10 protein-coding genes are annotated in these 16,528 nt (G+C 56.6%); 5 read left to right on the top strand and 5 right to left on the bottom strand.

The window, feature by feature from the left end; genetic code table 11:
• Positions 1-29 precede the first annotated feature (29 nt).
• Entirely contained in the window at positions 30-926 is an 897-nt protein-coding gene (locus FHW17_RS01485; RefSeq protein ID WP_182509062.1) for a DMT family transporter, read from the bottom strand.
• A 101-nt stretch (positions 927-1,027) separates the two neighbouring features.
• On the opposite strand from FHW17_RS01485, the gene FHW17_RS01480 reads away from it, so the two are divergent.
• Entirely contained in the window at positions 1,028-1,885 is an 858-nt protein-coding gene (locus FHW17_RS01480; protein WP_112528094.1) for a LysR substrate-binding domain-containing protein, read from the top strand.
• Positions 1,886-1,888: 3 nt separating this feature from the next.
• On the opposite strand, the gene FHW17_RS01475 is transcribed toward FHW17_RS01480, so the two are convergent.
• From FHW17_RS01475 to FHW17_RS01465, 3 genes are all read right to left on the bottom strand, one after another.
• The gene (locus FHW17_RS01475) at positions 1,889-2,272 is read right to left on the bottom strand and encodes a cupin domain-containing protein (protein WP_112528096.1); all 384 of its coding nucleotides are present in this window, start codon (positions 2,270-2,272) and stop codon (positions 1,889-1,891) included.
• A gap of 162 nt (positions 2,273-2,434) precedes the next feature.
• Complete coding sequence (locus FHW17_RS01470; RefSeq protein WP_182509061.1) at positions 2,435-3,346, bottom strand: agmatinase; 912 nt, start codon at positions 3,344-3,346, stop codon at positions 2,435-2,437.
• A gap of 30 nt (positions 3,347-3,376) precedes the next feature.
• Entirely contained in the window at positions 3,377-3,811 is a 435-nt protein-coding gene (locus FHW17_RS01465) for a Fur family transcriptional regulator (RefSeq protein ID WP_091878862.1), read from the bottom strand.
• Between the two features lie 236 nt (positions 3,812-4,047).
• On the opposite strand from FHW17_RS01465, the gene FHW17_RS01460 reads away from it, so the two are divergent.
• Genes FHW17_RS01460 through FHW17_RS01445 form a run of 4 tightly spaced genes read left to right on the top strand, consistent with a single transcriptional unit; the run spans position 4,048 to position 7,542 of the window.
• Complete coding sequence (locus FHW17_RS01460) at positions 4,048-4,941, top strand: metal ABC transporter substrate-binding protein (RefSeq protein WP_182509060.1); 894 nt, start codon at positions 4,048-4,050, stop codon at positions 4,939-4,941.
• Positions 4,938-5,837: a manganese/iron ABC transporter ATP-binding protein gene (locus tag FHW17_RS01455; RefSeq protein ID WP_182509059.1), complete on the top strand. Its 900-nt coding sequence runs from the start codon at positions 4,938-4,940 to the stop codon at positions 5,835-5,837. The genes FHW17_RS01460 and FHW17_RS01455 overlap by 4 nt, the downstream gene beginning before the upstream one ends.
• Entirely contained in the window at positions 5,834-6,694 is an 861-nt protein-coding gene (locus FHW17_RS01450) for a metal ABC transporter permease (RefSeq protein WP_112528102.1), read from the top strand. Before FHW17_RS01455 ends, FHW17_RS01450 begins: the two co-directional genes overlap by 4 nt.
• Positions 6,691-7,542, top strand: coding sequence for a metal ABC transporter permease (locus FHW17_RS01445; RefSeq protein ID WP_112528104.1), 852 nt, complete (start codon positions 6,691-6,693; stop codon positions 7,540-7,542). The genes FHW17_RS01450 and FHW17_RS01445 overlap by 4 nt, the downstream gene beginning before the upstream one ends.
• Before the next feature lie 29 nt (positions 7,543-7,571).
• Here FHW17_RS01445 and FHW17_RS01440 read toward each other — a convergent pair whose 3' ends face one another.
• Positions 7,572-16,175, bottom strand: a complete 8,604-nt coding sequence (locus FHW17_RS01440; RefSeq protein ID WP_182509058.1) for a glucoamylase family protein — start codon at positions 16,173-16,175, stop codon at positions 7,572-7,574.
• Positions 16,176-16,528 lie beyond the last annotated feature (353 nt).

Genomic DNA, 16,528 nt, shown 5'->3' with positions numbered 1-16,528 from the left:
CCTTTGGGCGGTTTTTTCGTTTCTATCCATCAGGCAGCCGAAACATGCCGGAACGGGATCTGCCAGCCAAGCCGCACACCAAGTGTGCCGCAGGCAATCAGCAGCATTCCGGCGGCTTGCGCTATTCCCAATGGATGGCCGTAAATTGCCCAGTCAACAATGATGGCGACGATCGGATAGATGAAGGTCAATACGCCGATGACAGGTGTTTGCAGGCGCGGATAGGCCGAATAGATCAGGATATAGGCAATGCCCGTATGGAAAATGCCAATGCTGGCGAGCCACCCCCACGAAGCCAGCGGGACAGGTCCCGTCAGATTGGCAAACGGCGCGAGCATGAAAATGCCGACAATTGTCTGGCAAAGCACGGTGATCTCGGGCCGTTGTTCGCCAAGGCCCTTGGCAAGAATCGTGGCCGCTGCATAAAGCATTGCCGCGCCGAGCGACATGACAATACCAAGAACCCAGATTGCGCTGACGGGTGCGGTGGTGCCAACAAGGCCGCTCGCCAGTACGACGCCAAGAAATGCGCCGAGCATCCAGATGATCTGGTCACGGGTGATGCGTTCCTTGAGCACGGTTGCGCCGATGAGGACAACGAAAAACGGCTGGATATGATAGATGATTGTGGTGGTCGCAATGGATGTCATGCGGAAACCGGCAAAGAATGAAACCCAGCTCAGCACCATGCAGACACCGCCGAGGGCTGCCCGCGCCAGTCGCGACCAGGAGAGCGTTCGATCGGGCAGATAGCCGCGCAGAAAACACCATGCGCCGAGAAAGATCGTGCCGAATACACAGCGCCAGAACACAATCGTTACCGGATCGAGCCGTGTTTCCGTTGCAAATGCGCCCACTGTGCCAATGATAACCATAGCAATGGCAAGTTGGGTAGCTGGAAAACGTTCTGAAAGCGGCTCGGCCATAACGGGCATCCCTGAATAATTGGATGCCCAGTTAGCCTCGATATTTTCATCCAAACAAACGAATAGATTTGTAAGAAGCTATTCGTTATGCTGATGGTATTATGGCTGCACCCCTCGACCTTGATCTGTTGCGAACCTTTGTTGCTGTCGTCGAAAGCGGCAGTCTTTCGGCGGCTGCTCCGCGCGTGGGCCGAAGCCAGTCAGCTGTCAGCATGCAGATGCAGCGGCTGGAGCAGGCAGTTGGCAAGCAGCTTCTGATCCGCAATCCCCGTTCCGTCGAGCCAAATTTAGCCGGCGAAAGTTTTCTGAATTATGCACGCCGCCTGTTGCGATTGTCCGATGAGGCATGGGCCAATGTCACCCGCCCTGAGGAGACCGGCAGTGTGCGTCTGGGGGTGCCGGATGATTATGCGGCCTTCCTCCTGCCACCCATCCTGTCGCGGTTTGCCGCTGACCATCCGCTGGTTACTGTGGAACTGGTTTGTGAACAATCCACATCGCTGGTCAAGGCGATTGAGGATAACCGGGTCGATCTGGCTATTGTGACGCGCGTTCAAAAGCAGCCGCTTGAAATTATCCGCCGCGAACGTTTCGTCTGGGTTGCCTCGCCAACCCACGTTACCTGGGAAAATGACCCGCTGCCTATTGCCCTGTTCGAACCGGGCTGTGCGGGACGCACCCATGTCTTGCAGGCACTGGGTGATGCGGATCGCAGCTATCGTTGCACCTATTCCAGCGCCAGCCTGCTTGGTCTGATTGCCGTTGTTCAGGCGGGTCTGGCGGTGGCGGGTCTCGCCGCCTGCAGTGTGCCGTCCTCACTGCGCATAGTTGGCGAGAATGAGGGCTTGCCACCGCTGCATGACCTTGAGGTCGGGGTCATGCGTAACCCCAATTCAACGGATGCAGCCGTTAACCGGCTTGATGATTTCCTGCGGCGGAATCTCGCACAGATAGTGTGAATTTCAGACCCAGACGTCGTTCTGGGCGGTGCGTTCTTTGCTCCCATTGCCGGTGTTCACAACGCCGCGTGGTTCAATCAGCATCAAGCGAACTTCCCTTTCCGCATAGGGCTTATGCTCGACGCCCTTGGGCACCACATACATTTCACCCGGTTTGATTGTCACAGACCCATCGCGAAAATCGATGCGTAATTCGCCGTCCAGCACGATGAATGCCTCATCGGTTTCCGGATGGTCATGCCAGATAAAATCCCCTTCAAGCCGCGCAATCTTGAACTGATAATCATTGAGTTCGGCCACCACTTTGGGCTGCCACTGTTCGGTGAACAGGCCAAATTTCTCGGAAAAATTGATGGCATTATAAGGCTTTGACGAACCGCTTTGCATGCATGACTCCCTTGGATAACAGCAAGCGGGAGTTATCAGCCAATCGGGAGCAGCGGTCTTGTACGTTTGTGCGCAAGATCAGTCTTGTTCCAGCGTTTTGCACTTTTGGCTAAAACGCCCACGAACAGGTCTGACGCTCTTCTGCGCCGAAAGCTCGCAAGGTTAAACCTGCCGGACAAGGGTGCCGATGACATTGACGACAATGCGCGCGGCGGTCAGGGCCGAAAGGCTGTCAATATCGGCGGGAGGATAGAGTTCGACAAGGTCGAATCCTGCGATGCGGGCGCGCTTGCTGAGACCCGCGATCAGGTCGATTACCTGCGTGTAGGAAAGGCCACCCGGCGTACGCGCCGCCACACCGGGCATGATGCTGGGATCAAGGCTATCGCAGTCGAGGGTGACTACAACCCGTGCTCCTTCAGGGATATGCCGGAGAGCAGCTTCGACGCCCTGCGTATGAATCTCGCGGGCGGTCACAAAATGGCTGCCATAGTGCCGGGCTGCTTCAATGTCGGCGAGGCGCGCGCTACCAACGCTGCGCAGACCGATCTGCACAATCCCGGCAACGTGCGGCATCTCGCTCGCCCGGCGCATCGGGCTGGAATAACCGTGGCGCTCGCCATGCACTTCGTCGCGCCAGTCGATATGAGCGTCTATCTGAAGAATCCAGACAGGCCCGTGATCTGCAAAGCCGGCGAGAAAGGGTATTGTCACGGAGCAATCGCCGCCGAGCAGGATAGGTAAGGCTGGCAATGCCAAAACCTCGCGCGTCCGCGCTTCGATCCGGGCCCGGTTGCCAGCGTTGTCATGGATTGTGGTTGAAATGTCACCTGTATCAACGCAACAGATCGGCTTACCGTCAAAAAGTGGACCGCCGAGATCAAAGTCCCAGTGCTCGATAAGGGCGGTATCGTTTTGGCTCGCAGCGCGGATCGCGCCGGCAGCCGAGTGATAGCCGCTGCTGTCCTTGCCGGGATAAGTGCTGCCGTGACCGGCTCCGAAGATAACCATGCGGGGCGTGCGGCCCTCGGGGAGTCGATCAGGAAGCCCGAGAAAGGGAGGAAGAGCGGTCATTGTTTTGTCCATCCGTTGCTCAAAGCAGACTTATTCAGGCCGTTTTGATTTCCGCCCGTAAAGCTCAAGCCGGTGATGGATGATGTCATAGCCAAGGGCGCGGGCGATTTCTTCCTGCAACTTCTCGATCTTGTCAGACTGGAACTCGATCACATCACCCGTATCGACATCGATCAGGTGGTCATGATGCTCGCCATGCGCCTGTTCAAAGCGCGACGGACCGCCATTGAAGGCATGGCGATGGATCGCCCCCATCTCCTCCAAGAGGTTCATGGTGCGATACACGGTCGAGAGCGAAATGCTGTCGTCAATCTCGATGGCACGATGGAAGATTTTCATCGCATCCGGATGGTCTTCCGTGGAGGTCAGAATATCGAGAATGATTCGGCGGGGGCGGGTGATGCGAACGCCCGCCTTGCGCAGTTCTTTCTCGTAATCCGGCTTCTGATTGAGTGCATGTTTCATGAGCGCGATTATGCGCCAGAACGCGCTCAGTTGCAAAGATTCTCAACTGGCTCACCCAGATATCGGCATTGTTGCACAGAATTTCAGTGATTGAAGCAACCGGTGTGTCAGCCCGTCGGTAAGAATTTCTTTTTGCAAATCATTTGCATTTGCATTGACGAATGAAAAAGCGAACGTTATGGAGTAACAATGGCGCTGAAAACCCGCGTCATTTTCCCGTGTATGCTGGAGGCGATATGAGATTTTCCCGACTGTTGATTGCTGTTTTTGCTCTTTTGACGATTCTTGGCCCGGCATCCGCGGCTGATGGCAAAAAGTTCAAGGTGGTTACTACCTTTACGATCATTGCCGATATGGCACGCAATGTTGCGGGTGACGCGGCCGATGTGGATTCAATCACCAAGCCCAATGCGGAAATCCATGATTACCAGCCGACACCCGGTGATATTCTGAAAGCACAGGACGCCAATCTCGTTCTCTGGAATGGTCTTGGCCTTGAACGCTGGTTCGAAAAATTCTTTGGCAATGTGAAAAACGTGCCGAGTGCTGTTGTCAGCGAGGGCGTTGAACCCATGGGTATTTCCGAGGGGCCCTATGAGGGCAAGCCAAATCCGCATGCGTGGATGTCGCCCAATGCTGCTCTGATCTATGTGGAGAATATCCGTAAGGCGCTTGGCAAATATGACCCGGATAATGCGGCAATCTATGACCGCAATGCTGCGGCCTATTCGGATAAGATCAAAGCCACCGTTGCGCCCATCCGCGAGAGCCTTGCTGCCGTTCCTCTTGAGCGCCGCTGGCTTGTGACCAGTGAAGGTGCCTTCAGCTATCTCGCCCGTGATTTCGACATGAAAGAGCTTTACCTCTGGCCGATCAACGCGGATCAGCAGGGTACGCCCCAGCAGGTTCGTAAGGTCATCGACAAGGTGCGTGCCGAAAAAATCCCGGTTGTGTTCAGTGAGAGCACGATTTCCGCATCGCCCGCCAAGCAGGTGGCGCGCGAGACCGGCGCCAAATATGGCGGTGTTCTCTATGTCGACTCGCTCAGCGATCCCGATGGACCGGTGCCGACCTATCTCGACCTGCTGCGAACCACCGCACAAACCGTAGCCAAAGGATTTGCCCCGTGAGCGTAACCTCCCAAGCGCTCGCCAGCCCCTCCGCTGCAAAGCGAGGGGCTGGTCTTTCCGTACATGACGTCACCGTCACCTATCGCAATGGTCATACGGCCCTGCGCAATGCCAGTTTTGACATTCCGCGCGGTTCGATCACCGCTCTGGTGGGTGTGAATGGCAGCGGCAAGTCCACCCTGTTCAAGGCAATCATGGGCTTTGTCCCGCTTGCCAAAGGGTCGGTATCGATCCTTGGCGAAAAGGCAGGGCAGGCGCTGAAGCGCAATGTCGTTGCCTATGTGCCGCAGAGCGAGGATGTCGACTGGAATTTTCCTGTACTGGTTGAGGACGTCGTGATGATGGGACGCTACGGCCATATGAACGTTCTGCGTATGCCGAAAAAGCGTGACCAGCACATGGTGACGGCAGCGCTGGAACGGGTCGGTATGACCGATTTCCGTAAGCGGCAGATCGGCGAACTCTCCGGCGGCCAGAAGAAGCGGGTGTTTCTGGCCCGCGCGCTGGCACAGGAAGGGGATATCATTCTGCTGGACGAGCCGTTTACCGGTGTCGATGTGCGCACCGAAGAGGCGATTATCGGCCTGCTTCGATCATTGCGCGATGATGGCAAGGTTATGCTTGTCTCCACCCATAATCTCGGCAGTGTGCCCGAATTCTGCGACCGGGCCGTGCTGGTCAACCGCACGGTTCTTGCCTCTGGTCCGACCGAAAAAGTGTTCACGCAGGCCAATCTGGAAATGACTTTTGGCGGTGTGCTCCGGCACTTCATTCTTGGCGGTGTCGATCTTCACGATGATGCGGACCCGCGCAGCGTGACGGTGCTCAGCGATGACGAGCGGCCATTCGTCATCTACGGTGAGCCCAAGAGTGGCAAAGGCAAGTCGAAGCCATGATGCAAATTCTGCTTGAACCGTTCTCGTACAATTACATGGTCAATGCCATGTGGGTCAGCGCGCTGGTTGGCGGTGTCTGCGCATTCCTTTCGGCCTATCTGATGCTGAAAGGCTGGTCGCTGATTGGCGATGCGCTCTCCCATTCCATCGTACCGGGCGTTGCCGGTGCCTATATGCTCGGCCTGCCTTTTTCCATTGGGGCGTTCTTCTCCGGTGGTCTTGCGGCCGTCGCCATGTTGTTCCTGAACCAGCGAACCAAGCTGAAAGAGGATGCCATTATTGGCCTTATCTTTACCTCCTTCTTTGGTCTCGGCCTGTTCATGATGTCGCTGTCACCGGCCTCGGTGAACATCCAGACCATCGTGCTCGGCAATATTCTGGCGATCACACCTGAAGATACGTTACAACTGGTCATCATTTGCGGCGTCTCGCTGGCGGTCCTTCTCGTCAAATGGAAGGATTTGATGGTGACGTTCTTCGATGAAAACCACGCCCGATCAATCGGTCTTAATCCGCCTGTGCTTAAAATTCTGTTCTTCACGCTGCTCAGCGCATCGACGGTTGCAGCCATGCAGACGGTGGGCGCGTTTCTGGTTGTGGCCATGGTCGTCACCCCCGGAGCGACGGCCTATCTGCTGCATGATCGTTTTCCGCGTCTGATCCAGACGAGTGTGGCGATTGGCGCGCTGACCAGTTTTGTTGGAGCCTATCTGAGCTATTTTCTCGACGGCGCCACCGGCGGCATTATCGTGGTTCTGCAAACGCTCGTCTTTCTCACCGCTTTTGTTTTCGCTCCCAAACACGGAACACTTGCCGCACGCCGCCGCGCGAAACTGGCGCTGGAGGAGGGCGCATGAGCGATGTAATCCAGCTTCTGTTGCAGCCATTCAATTTCGGCTTCATGCAGCAGGCCTTTGTCATCACGCTTCTGGTGGCCGTCCCCATGGGCCTGCTCTCGCCTTTTCTTGTTCTGAAAGGCTGGTCGCTGATGGGTGATGCCATCTCTCATGCGGTGCTGCCCGGTGTTGTTCTTGCTTATATTGCAGGCATACCGCTTGCCATTGGTGCCTTCGCAGCGGGGATGATCTGCGCGCTGGCAACCGGCTTTCTCAAGCAGAACAGCCGGGTCAAGGAAGACACGGTTATGGGCGTGGTATTCTCCGGCATGTTCGGGCTTGGCATCGTGCTTTACACCAAGATCCAGTCCGACGTGCATCTCGATCATATCCTGTTCGGCGATATGCTCGGCGTGGCATGGAGTGATATTGCCGAGACAGGCGTCATTGCAGCAGTCACTTTGCTGGCGCTCGGTATCTGGCGTCGGGATTTATTGTTGCACGCCTTTGACCCGCAGCACGCACAGGCGATTGGTCTACCGGTCAAATTCCTGCATTACGGCTTGCTGTGTATCCTGTCGCTCACCATCGTCGGCGCGCTCAAGGCTGTTGGTATCATCCTTGCCGTTGCCATGTTGATTGCGCCGGGATCGATTGCCTTTCTTCTGACCAAACGCTTCGAGCAGATGCTGCTCGTATCAGCGGCGGTTGCAGTGGTCACGTCGCTTGCCGGTATCTATCTGAGCTTCTTTCTCGATAGTGCTCCGGCACCAACCATCGTGCTTCTGCTGACAGCCAGTTTCATTCTGGCGTTTCTCGTTTCCAGAAACAGAACCGCCGCCAGCACCGAAGCGCAGGCGGCGGAGTAAATATTGAAGTCAGCGGTGAAAGCCGCTGGCTATTTTCCCGGCACAACTTCCACAAGCACCTTGTGCTCGCCTGATGTCTCAAGCGGAATGCCCGCATCGGCCTTCGCCAGCTTCTTGCCATCCACAGTGATCTTCCTGCCGCCCTTGGCGGCTGGTTTCACCTCGACCGTATAGCGCGCCTTGCCGTTGCGCAGGACGAAACTGAAGCCATCGGTCCACGCGGTTGGCAGGGCAGGGTCAACGAACAACCGGTCATTCTGGCGGCTGATACCGAGAATGCCTTCCGTCGCCACCCGGTAAAGCCAGCCAGCGGAACCCGTGTACCAGGTCCAGCCGCCACGTCCGCGCATCGGATCAACCGAATAAACGTCAGCGGCGACAACATAGGGCTCAACCCGGTAGGATTCGGCCTTATCGGCATCCAGCGAATGGTTCACAGGATTGAGCTTGCTGAACCAGCGATAGGCTTCGTCGGCATTGCCGAGCTTTGCCATGGCAAGCACAGCCCAGGTGGCCGCATGGGTATATTGACCGCCATTTTCACGCACGCCCGGCGGATAGCTCTTGATATAACCCGGATCGTGACGCGACTTGTTGAAGGGCGGTGTGAACAGCTTGATGATATCCACTTCGTCATCCACCAGATGCGTCGCGACGGATTGCATCGCCTGCTTGGCACGATCCGCATCGCCATAGCCCGAGAGCACGCTCCAGGACTGGGCAATCGAGTCGATCTTGCACTCTTCGCTTGTCTTGGAGCCCAGAGGCGAGCCGTCGTCGAAATAGCCGCGACGGTACCATTCGCCGTCCCAGCCATCTTTTTCAAGCGCGGCCTTGAGGCTTTCAATATGGGCTTCCCATCGCTTGACGCGGTCAGTGTCCTTGCGCTGGCGGGCAATCGGCAGAACATCGCGCAAGGTGCTGATCAGGAACCAGCCCAGCCAGATGCTCTCGCCCTTGCCCTCTTCGCCGACACGGTTCATGCCGTCATTCCAGTCGCCGGTGAGCATAAGTGGCAGACCATGCGAACCCGTGCGGGCGATGGCAAGATCAAGTGCCCGCGCTGCATGTTCGTAGACTGTCACTTTATCAGCAGCGATTGTCGGCTGGTAGAAGGCGTCATGTTCGCCATTTTCCAGAGCCTTACCTTCGATGAAGGCGATCTGCTCATCCAGAATGCTCATATCGCCCGTTACCGAGGTGTAGTGCGCAATGGCATAACCAAGCCAGACCACATCGTCGGAAATCATCGTGCGTACACCGGCGCCCGATGTTGGCAACCACCAGTGTTGAACATCGCCTTCCTTGAACTGGCGGGCAGCGACATTCAGGATCTGGTGACGGGCCAGAGACGGATCAAGCACCAGCATGGACAGTGTATCCTGCAACTGGTCGCGGAAACCAAAGGCACCACTGGCCTGATAGAAGGCCGTGCGTGCCCAGATGCGGCAGGCAAGGCTCTGATACGGCAGCCAGCGATTGACCATCACGTCGAACGCGTCATCAGGCGTATCCACCTGCAACCCGTCGAGGAACCCGGTCCAGATTGCCTTGGAAGCGGCAAGCGTCTTCTCAAACGGCTTTTTCAGCTGTTCGGAAAGCACACGGCGAGCTTCGGTGGCACCGGCAGTATCGCCGATATAGAACAGGATTTCCTTGGTTTCTCCGGCAGCGATTTCCAAATCGACAGCCATTGCCGCGCAGGGATCGCCCCCCGCTTCAACCACATTCGACAGGGTTTTTGCCTGTAGCACAGCCACGGGTTGATCAACCGAACCCAATGGGCCGAAGAACTCTGTCCTGTCCGATGTCACCGATTGCGGTTTCACGTTTGAGGCAAAGAATGCGACGTGATCCTTGCGGTCAGCACCATAAGGATTGCGGGCGAACAGTGCGCCGCTTTCCACATCATGCGATGGCACAATGAACGGCGCCGTTTTCGCCCGCGAATTGCCAAGCATCCATTCCACGAAACCGTAGACACGCAATTGCTTGGCTGTTCCGCCATTATTGGTGATCTTGAGACTGGACACACGCACCGGCATTTCCGTATCGATTGTGTGGGTCAGTTCCAAGCCAACATTGCCATGTCGCGACAGGAACGTCGAATAGCCTTGGCCATGGCGTGTTTCATACTGCACCGAAGGATCACGCAGCACCGAAGCGGTGGGCGAGAATGCCGTGCCCTTGTCGAGATCAACGACATAGATCGCTTCGCCCGACCGGTTGATCACAGGATCGTTCGACCATTGCGTCAACTGATAGTCGCGGCTGTTGCTGGACCATGTGAAGCCTGCACCCTCAGCCGAAACGTGGAAGCCAAAGCCCGCATTGGAAATCACATTGATCCAGGGCTGCGGTGTGTTGGCCCGGTCGGCAAGACGGATGACATATTCATTGGTCTTCATGTCGAAACCGCCAAAACCATTCCAGAAGGCAAGATCGCCGCCATCTGTTTTCTGGCGACGCTTGCTTGCCAGCTGGGTCGGTGCTGGGGCAATGGCGCGCATGTCATCAAGGCCGGTGTCACCGGTAGCGAGCGTTTTGCCGGAAGCAGTAATGGCTGGTTGCAGGTCTGCCGCCGCCAGTTCTTCCGTACGCTTCAACTGCTCGACCAGCGTACCGTTCTGGGCATGCATGACGATACGGGCGGAGGCGAGCAGGGTATTATAGCTCGCATCGCTCATCTGGTCCTTACGCACCGTGAAGATATGGACACGCGGTCCATATTGCCCGCCACGGTTGCGGCTGTTTTCGCAGATCGCTTCGAGCCCGCGCTGGAAATCCTGAGCATAGGAGAAGGAGCGCTCATTGATGACGACAACGTCGACCACAAGCCCCTTCGCCCGCCAGTATTCCTGTGCCTTCAGCACATTCTTCAGCGTTTCCATATCGGCTTCATCGTCGATGCGCAGTGCAAGGATGGGGAAGTCGCCTGAGATGGACATGGGCCAGAGATCGGACTGGCTGCCAAGGCCGGATGCGATGCTTTCGGACGGCAGGCGCAGAGCCTTGTCCGTATAGATCAGGCTGGTTGCGACGCGCTGGAAGTCCGCGGCCTCATCCGGATTGATCTCGATATGATGCAGCCGCACCTGCGAACTTGTCCAAGACAGCGAGAATTCGCGGGCAAAGCAATCCGGGTGACGGAAGCGCGAGACGACTTCTTCCAGCTCATGCCGGTCTGGCCCGACAAGGGTCCAGTAAACCAGCGTCACACGCTTGTGCGCAGGAACCCGTACGCGGCAACGCAGCGAAGCGATGGGATCGAGCACAAATCCCTGACTGCCATTGAGGGTGACGCCCTCATCGAAGGCGGCCGGATTGCGCAGGTTACGGCCGCGGCCAATAAATGCCCGCCGGTCCGTTTCCGCCTGAATTTCGCGCATCGCGCCCGAACCATCCGTGACCACATGGGCCACGTGAATATCGGGCTCGCCGCTGCCCCGCTTGCGGCGCGTCGCATAAATCGTATCGCCGCGCGGGTCGATCTCGGTTTCCACAAACATCTTGGCAAAGGCCGGATGCGCAGTATCCGTATCGTCAGCCGTTAGAACCAGTTCCGCATAGGACGTCACTTCAATGATCCGGTCTTTTGTTCCGGTATTGGTGATGATGATGCGTCGGCCTTCGCCATCGGAATCCGAAGCGACGATGGTTTCCACCGTGGTCTGGATGGTGCCGTTTTCCTTGACGAATTCAGCCTTGTAGTCAGCAAAGATGGTTGTGCTTTTTTCGCCGGCAGCCCGAACGGGATCACCGGTCGCCGACCACCATTCGCCGCTGTCGAGATCGCGCAGGAACAGGAACGTGCCATAGCCGCTTTCAAGCGGATCAGGCTGGAAGCGCGTGATGGCAAGACCATTCCAGCGGCTGTAACCGCCACCATTGGCAGTGACCATGACCGAGTAATGGCCGTTCGACATGATCTGCGTGGCGCGCGGGGCGGAAAGCGGGTTCTTGATGAAACGGATAGACGCCGTTTCTTCGCCGCTTTCCACGGCCTTGCGCATGGGATTATCGGCCTTCGCCTGCAGAACTGGAATTTCGCGTGGGGCTTTTTCCTGCAGCAGCAGTTCGGCAGCTTCAATCACGGGGTCCGAATGGAAGCGGTCACGCATGCGGCCTTCAAACACCACATTGTTGACAGCAACAATCGACATGCCGTGATGGTGCGCCATGTAATTGCGAACGACGGCATATTCCTCGTCTTCGCGAACGCGGGAGCGGGTGAAGTCGACGGCATCATAGAAACCGTACTGACCCAGCGCACCCATTTCGCGCAGGCGCTTCAGATTGACCACAGCTTCCGCCGGGCGATACTGCGCCGCCATGATGCTGGCATAGGGCGCCACCACATAGTTCTTGGAAAGGCCACGCTTCAGGCCGAGCGTTGGAACACCAAAGTTGGTGTACTGGTAGTTCATCTCCGGATCGCGCGCATTATAGGCGGCTTCCGAAATACCCCACGGCAGACCCTTTGACTCGCCATATTCGATCTGGCGCTGAACGATCAGCTTGTTGGTCTGATCGAGCATGGAGCCCAAAGGTTCGATCATGACCAGTGGCGGCATGAGATATTCGAACATGGAGCCTGACCATGAGATCAGCGCACCGCGCCAGCCAACCGGAACCAGAAGACGGCCAAGACGGAACCAGTGATCAACAGGGATATCGCCCTTGGCAATGGCAAAGAGGCTGGCAAGACGGGCTTCCGAAGCCAGAAGATCGTAGCAGCTGGCATCAAGCTCATTGGTGTCGACACGGAAACCGATTGAGAGCAGACGGCGTTCCTTGCGTTCAAGGAAGGTGAAGTCCGTATCAAAGGCCAGTTGCCGGGCCCGGGTTGCCAGCGAAACCAGACGTTCGCGCAGGCTGTCCGTACCATCATGTGTTCCTATGGCATCGTCCGTATGGGCCTGACAGGTCTTGACCAGAAGCAGCGCCCAGCCATTGGCAACGGTGCTCAGCGGGCTTTCAAGCTCGCCATGCAGTTCCTCGGTCAGCCGCTGAATATCACCGGCAAACAGCGAAAGATTGATAGTGCGCAGGGAAGCGGTTTCAGGCTCTTCCTTGATGGTTGTGATGGCACGGCGGAAGTTCGCCACCCGCTCATCCAAACGGCGGCGCAGTGGCCGCAGCACACGGCGTTCATCGGGAATATCGTTGATCGCCTCTTCAAGGATATCGCTGACATCGAGAATACCGTCGAGATCGCTTTGCAGATAGACAGATGGTGCTTCGGCCCACTTTTCCAAAGCGGAGGAAAGCGCCACCAGATGACCGGCGAGATTGCCGCTATCCACCGACGAGACGTAAAGTGGCAGAAGGGGCCGCAAAGTGGTCGTCTCATACCAGTTGTAAAGATGGCCGCGATATTTTTCCATCTTTTCTAGCGTGGTCAGCGTGTCATCGATACGCGTCAGCGTCTCGTTGAAACCGATCCAGCCAAAGTCGCGTGCAGCCACCGTTGACAGCAGATACATGCCGATATTGGTTGGCGATGTGCGTGTCGCGATAACCGGATGCGGGTCTTCCTGAAAATTGTCAGGCGGAATGAAATTCTGCTCTTTGGTGACGAACGTATCGTAATAATGCCAGGTGCGGCGGGCGAACCGGCGCAGCTCGCTCTTATCAGAAGAGCGGACATTCAGATCATCCAGCGGCTTGGCCGAACGGCTGACCAGCCATGCAATGACAGGTGAGAAGAACCAGATCAGCGCAAAAGGCACGGCAAGGAACCATGCCCGGTTATGGGTGGCAAGCGGCAGTGCAATGGCAACAATGGCGACGATAACAGCTGGCCACATCAGGCGGGCATAATATTGCAGCGTATCCGGCGCGCTGGCCTTGGCCTGTGCCGCAGCACGCCATTCGAGCAGGTTCTTGCGCGAGATGAACACGCGGTAGAGCGTGCGGGCAATGGCATCCGCCATCAGGCAGGCCATGTTGGCGATGAATGTAATGCGCAGTGCAATATCGGCGGCACCGGAGAAGATATCGGTGAGGATCGCCTGAAAATGGCCCTTGAGCGACAGGTTCATATCTGTCGGCACAAGGTTGGTGAACAGGATCATCGTCGGGACGATGAACATGCTGAAGATCATGAAGAATTGCCATAGCGCGGCAACACCCGGTGGCAGCAATGTCCAGCCGGCAATCGAAGCGATAATCCAGAAAACCGGTGTCAGCGAGCGACGCAGATTGTCGGTCATTTTCCAGCGGGTAACAGCTGTCACACCCGGCTTGGTGCTGAAGAGGTAAGGCAGAAGCTGCCAGTCACCACGGGTCCAGCGATGGTGACGGGAAATGTCGACATTATATCCGGTAGGATAATCTTCAACCACCTCGACATCGCTGACGAGAGCCGCACGGGCATAGCCACCTTCGAGAAGGTCGTGGCTGAGAACAGTGTTCTCATCGATCTTGCCGTCAAGGGCCAGTTCAAAGAAGTCGATATCGTAGAGGCCTTTGCCGGTGAATGTGCCTTCACCCAACACGTCCTGATAAACGTCTGAAACGGCAAAGACATAGGGGTCGATACCGCGATTGACCGAGAAAACACGCTGCAGGAATGACGCATCGTCACCCGTCGTCAAAGACGGCGTAACGCGCGGCTGGAGAATGGCATAACCACTCGTCACACGGCCTGATTTTTCCTTATAGATCGGACGGTTCAGCGGATGGCTGAGCTTGCCCGCAAGACGATTGACGGAATCCGGCGTCAGACGCGTGTCGGAGTCGAGTGTCATCACAAACTTGATGTCTGTGGGCACTTCCTCATTGCTGGGGAAATAGGTTGTATCCTTATCGCCGCGCAGCAGAAGGTTGAGTTCATGCAGCTTGCCGCGCTTGCGCTCCCAACCCATCCAGCGGCCTTCCTGTGCATTGTACAGACGCTTGCGGTGCAGGAGGAAGAAACGTGGATTTCCGCCCTGAGTATAATGCTGGTTGAGCGCGGTTACTTTCTCGCGGGCATAGTCAAGAATATCGAGATCATTCTCGTTCTGCTCGACCTTGCTGTCGGCCCAGTCGGTCAGCAGCGCGAAATAAATTTCGCCGCGCGGATTGGTCAGATAATGCACTTCGAGATTGCGGATGTGCTCGTCAACGGAATCGCGTGAGGTGATCAGCGTCGGCACCGCCACGAGGGTTTTGGCTTCCGGCGGCAGGCCGTTCTTGTACTCGAAACCAATGAGCCGTGTTGGCGGCATGAACATCGGAATGATCCAGTTGACGAAACCATTGGCGGTTTCCATCGTCGGGAAGACGGCCAGTATCGTCAGCAGAAGAACCGTATCGCTCGGCAGGCCATAGCGGCGCAGCCAATAATGGATCAGAAACAGAATGCCGATGGAGATAACGGAGGCAGGAACCCACAGACCGGCAAGGCCAAGCATCTTGTAGAACCGCACCCAGCGTTGCAGCACGGTTGGCGTGGAACCACAGGTTTCCTCGAGTTCGGAGCGTCCATCACCCGCGAGATAATAGCCGACATCGCGCTTGCGTTGCACGGTAACGCTTTTCTCGTCGCCTTTGGTCTCGGCGCTGTGATGGGCCAGATCAAGTGCAGCCTGTGTGATATCCTGCTCGCTCTTGCCGGAGCGGCGCGCGATCTTTTCAATCGCGACGCGATAGGCGTTGCGGGAGTGGAAATCGAGCGCGTCAAAGTTGGAATGTTCGCGCAGTACCGCGTCAACGCCGCTGACGGTTTCGAACCATGTAATCCAGTCAACGTCGTCAATGGCTTTCAGGCTGCGGATAAGATTACCCATGGTAACGCCGCCGGTGGACTGGCGTGTATGTTCCTGGATAATGGCGTCTTCCGCGTCACTGCCGTTCTTCTCCAGCTCTTCTTCCAGCCAGGCAACGGCAGCACCGGAATGCATCGCGCCGCCACGCAGGCGATAGAGCAAATGGGTAGCAAATGTGCTGTCGCGCGCAGCCGTGGTGTACTGCGCCAGAAGCTGCGGCAGCGTGTCCTTGTCGGCGTTGAGCGTGATTTCATCGGCAACGCTATTGGCATAGGCGCGCATGCGCCGGGCACGCTCGACGCGCAAAGACAGGCGGCGCGCATTCTCGATGAGGATGAAGCGCACAGCTGAAGGCAGCGCCCAAAGCTCGCCAATATGCAGCGGCGAAACGGTCTGGAAGCCTTCGACCACGGCGGTCAGGCTGCTGAGCGAGAACTGGCTGTCCGTATGAGCCGCATAAAGCCAGGCGAGGGCCATGACGCGCGGAATCTCAGGCTTGCCTTTCAATGGCGGCAATTGACGGAAGAATTTTTTCGGAAGATCGCGTTCGACCTGCTGGATGTTCTGATCAACGAGATAGTAGTTGTCGAGGAGCCACTGCGCTGCCGGTGTAATCGTTTCGCCCTTGCGTGCAGCCGCGTCGGAGGAACGATAGGAGTGCAGGATCAGCCGCGCATTCTCGACGGTGCGTTGCTCAAAGACCATCGGTTCATAATCGGGCAAGCGGATGTCTTCGCCGCGCGCCACGCGCGCACCCATATCTCGCAGATCATCGATGGATTTGTAGTGTGCTCTGATTGGATTGGGTTGGACCGAAAAAATCTGACCAACGGCATTCTTCTGTGGTGTGAAAGATTTAAAAAAAGACAGTAGGGCCATTTGCCTTCGTTTCGGTTGTGAAGAAAAAATCTTCAGGGCTGCAACACAGACGATAATAACGGGTCGATTGACCCATAGAGGAGTCACGATCTAATCGGGTCGGAGCAACTAAGCTACCATCACTTTTACCCTTGCCGATCAGTTTTGATGAAAATGAGTCAAATTTCCATCTGTTTATCTTAGGCAATTCATAGCGGACTGCACAGGGGCATTGCGCGCAAACCACGTTGTAGCCGTTCACGGAATGCCATAGGCTTTGTGAACAGACTGTTTCCCGATCAGTAACAGCAAATATAGCGGACATGCAAAAAAGCCGGAGGGGAACTCCGGCTTTCCGTGTCGGTCGTAAGGAG

This window comes from Phyllobacterium sp. P30BS-XVII, assembly GCF_014138335.1.
In the GTDB taxonomy this organism is placed as follows: domain Bacteria; phylum Pseudomonadota; class Alphaproteobacteria; order Rhizobiales; family Rhizobiaceae; genus Phyllobacterium; species Phyllobacterium meliloti.
This window is presented reverse-complemented; position numbering and strand designations above follow the sequence as displayed.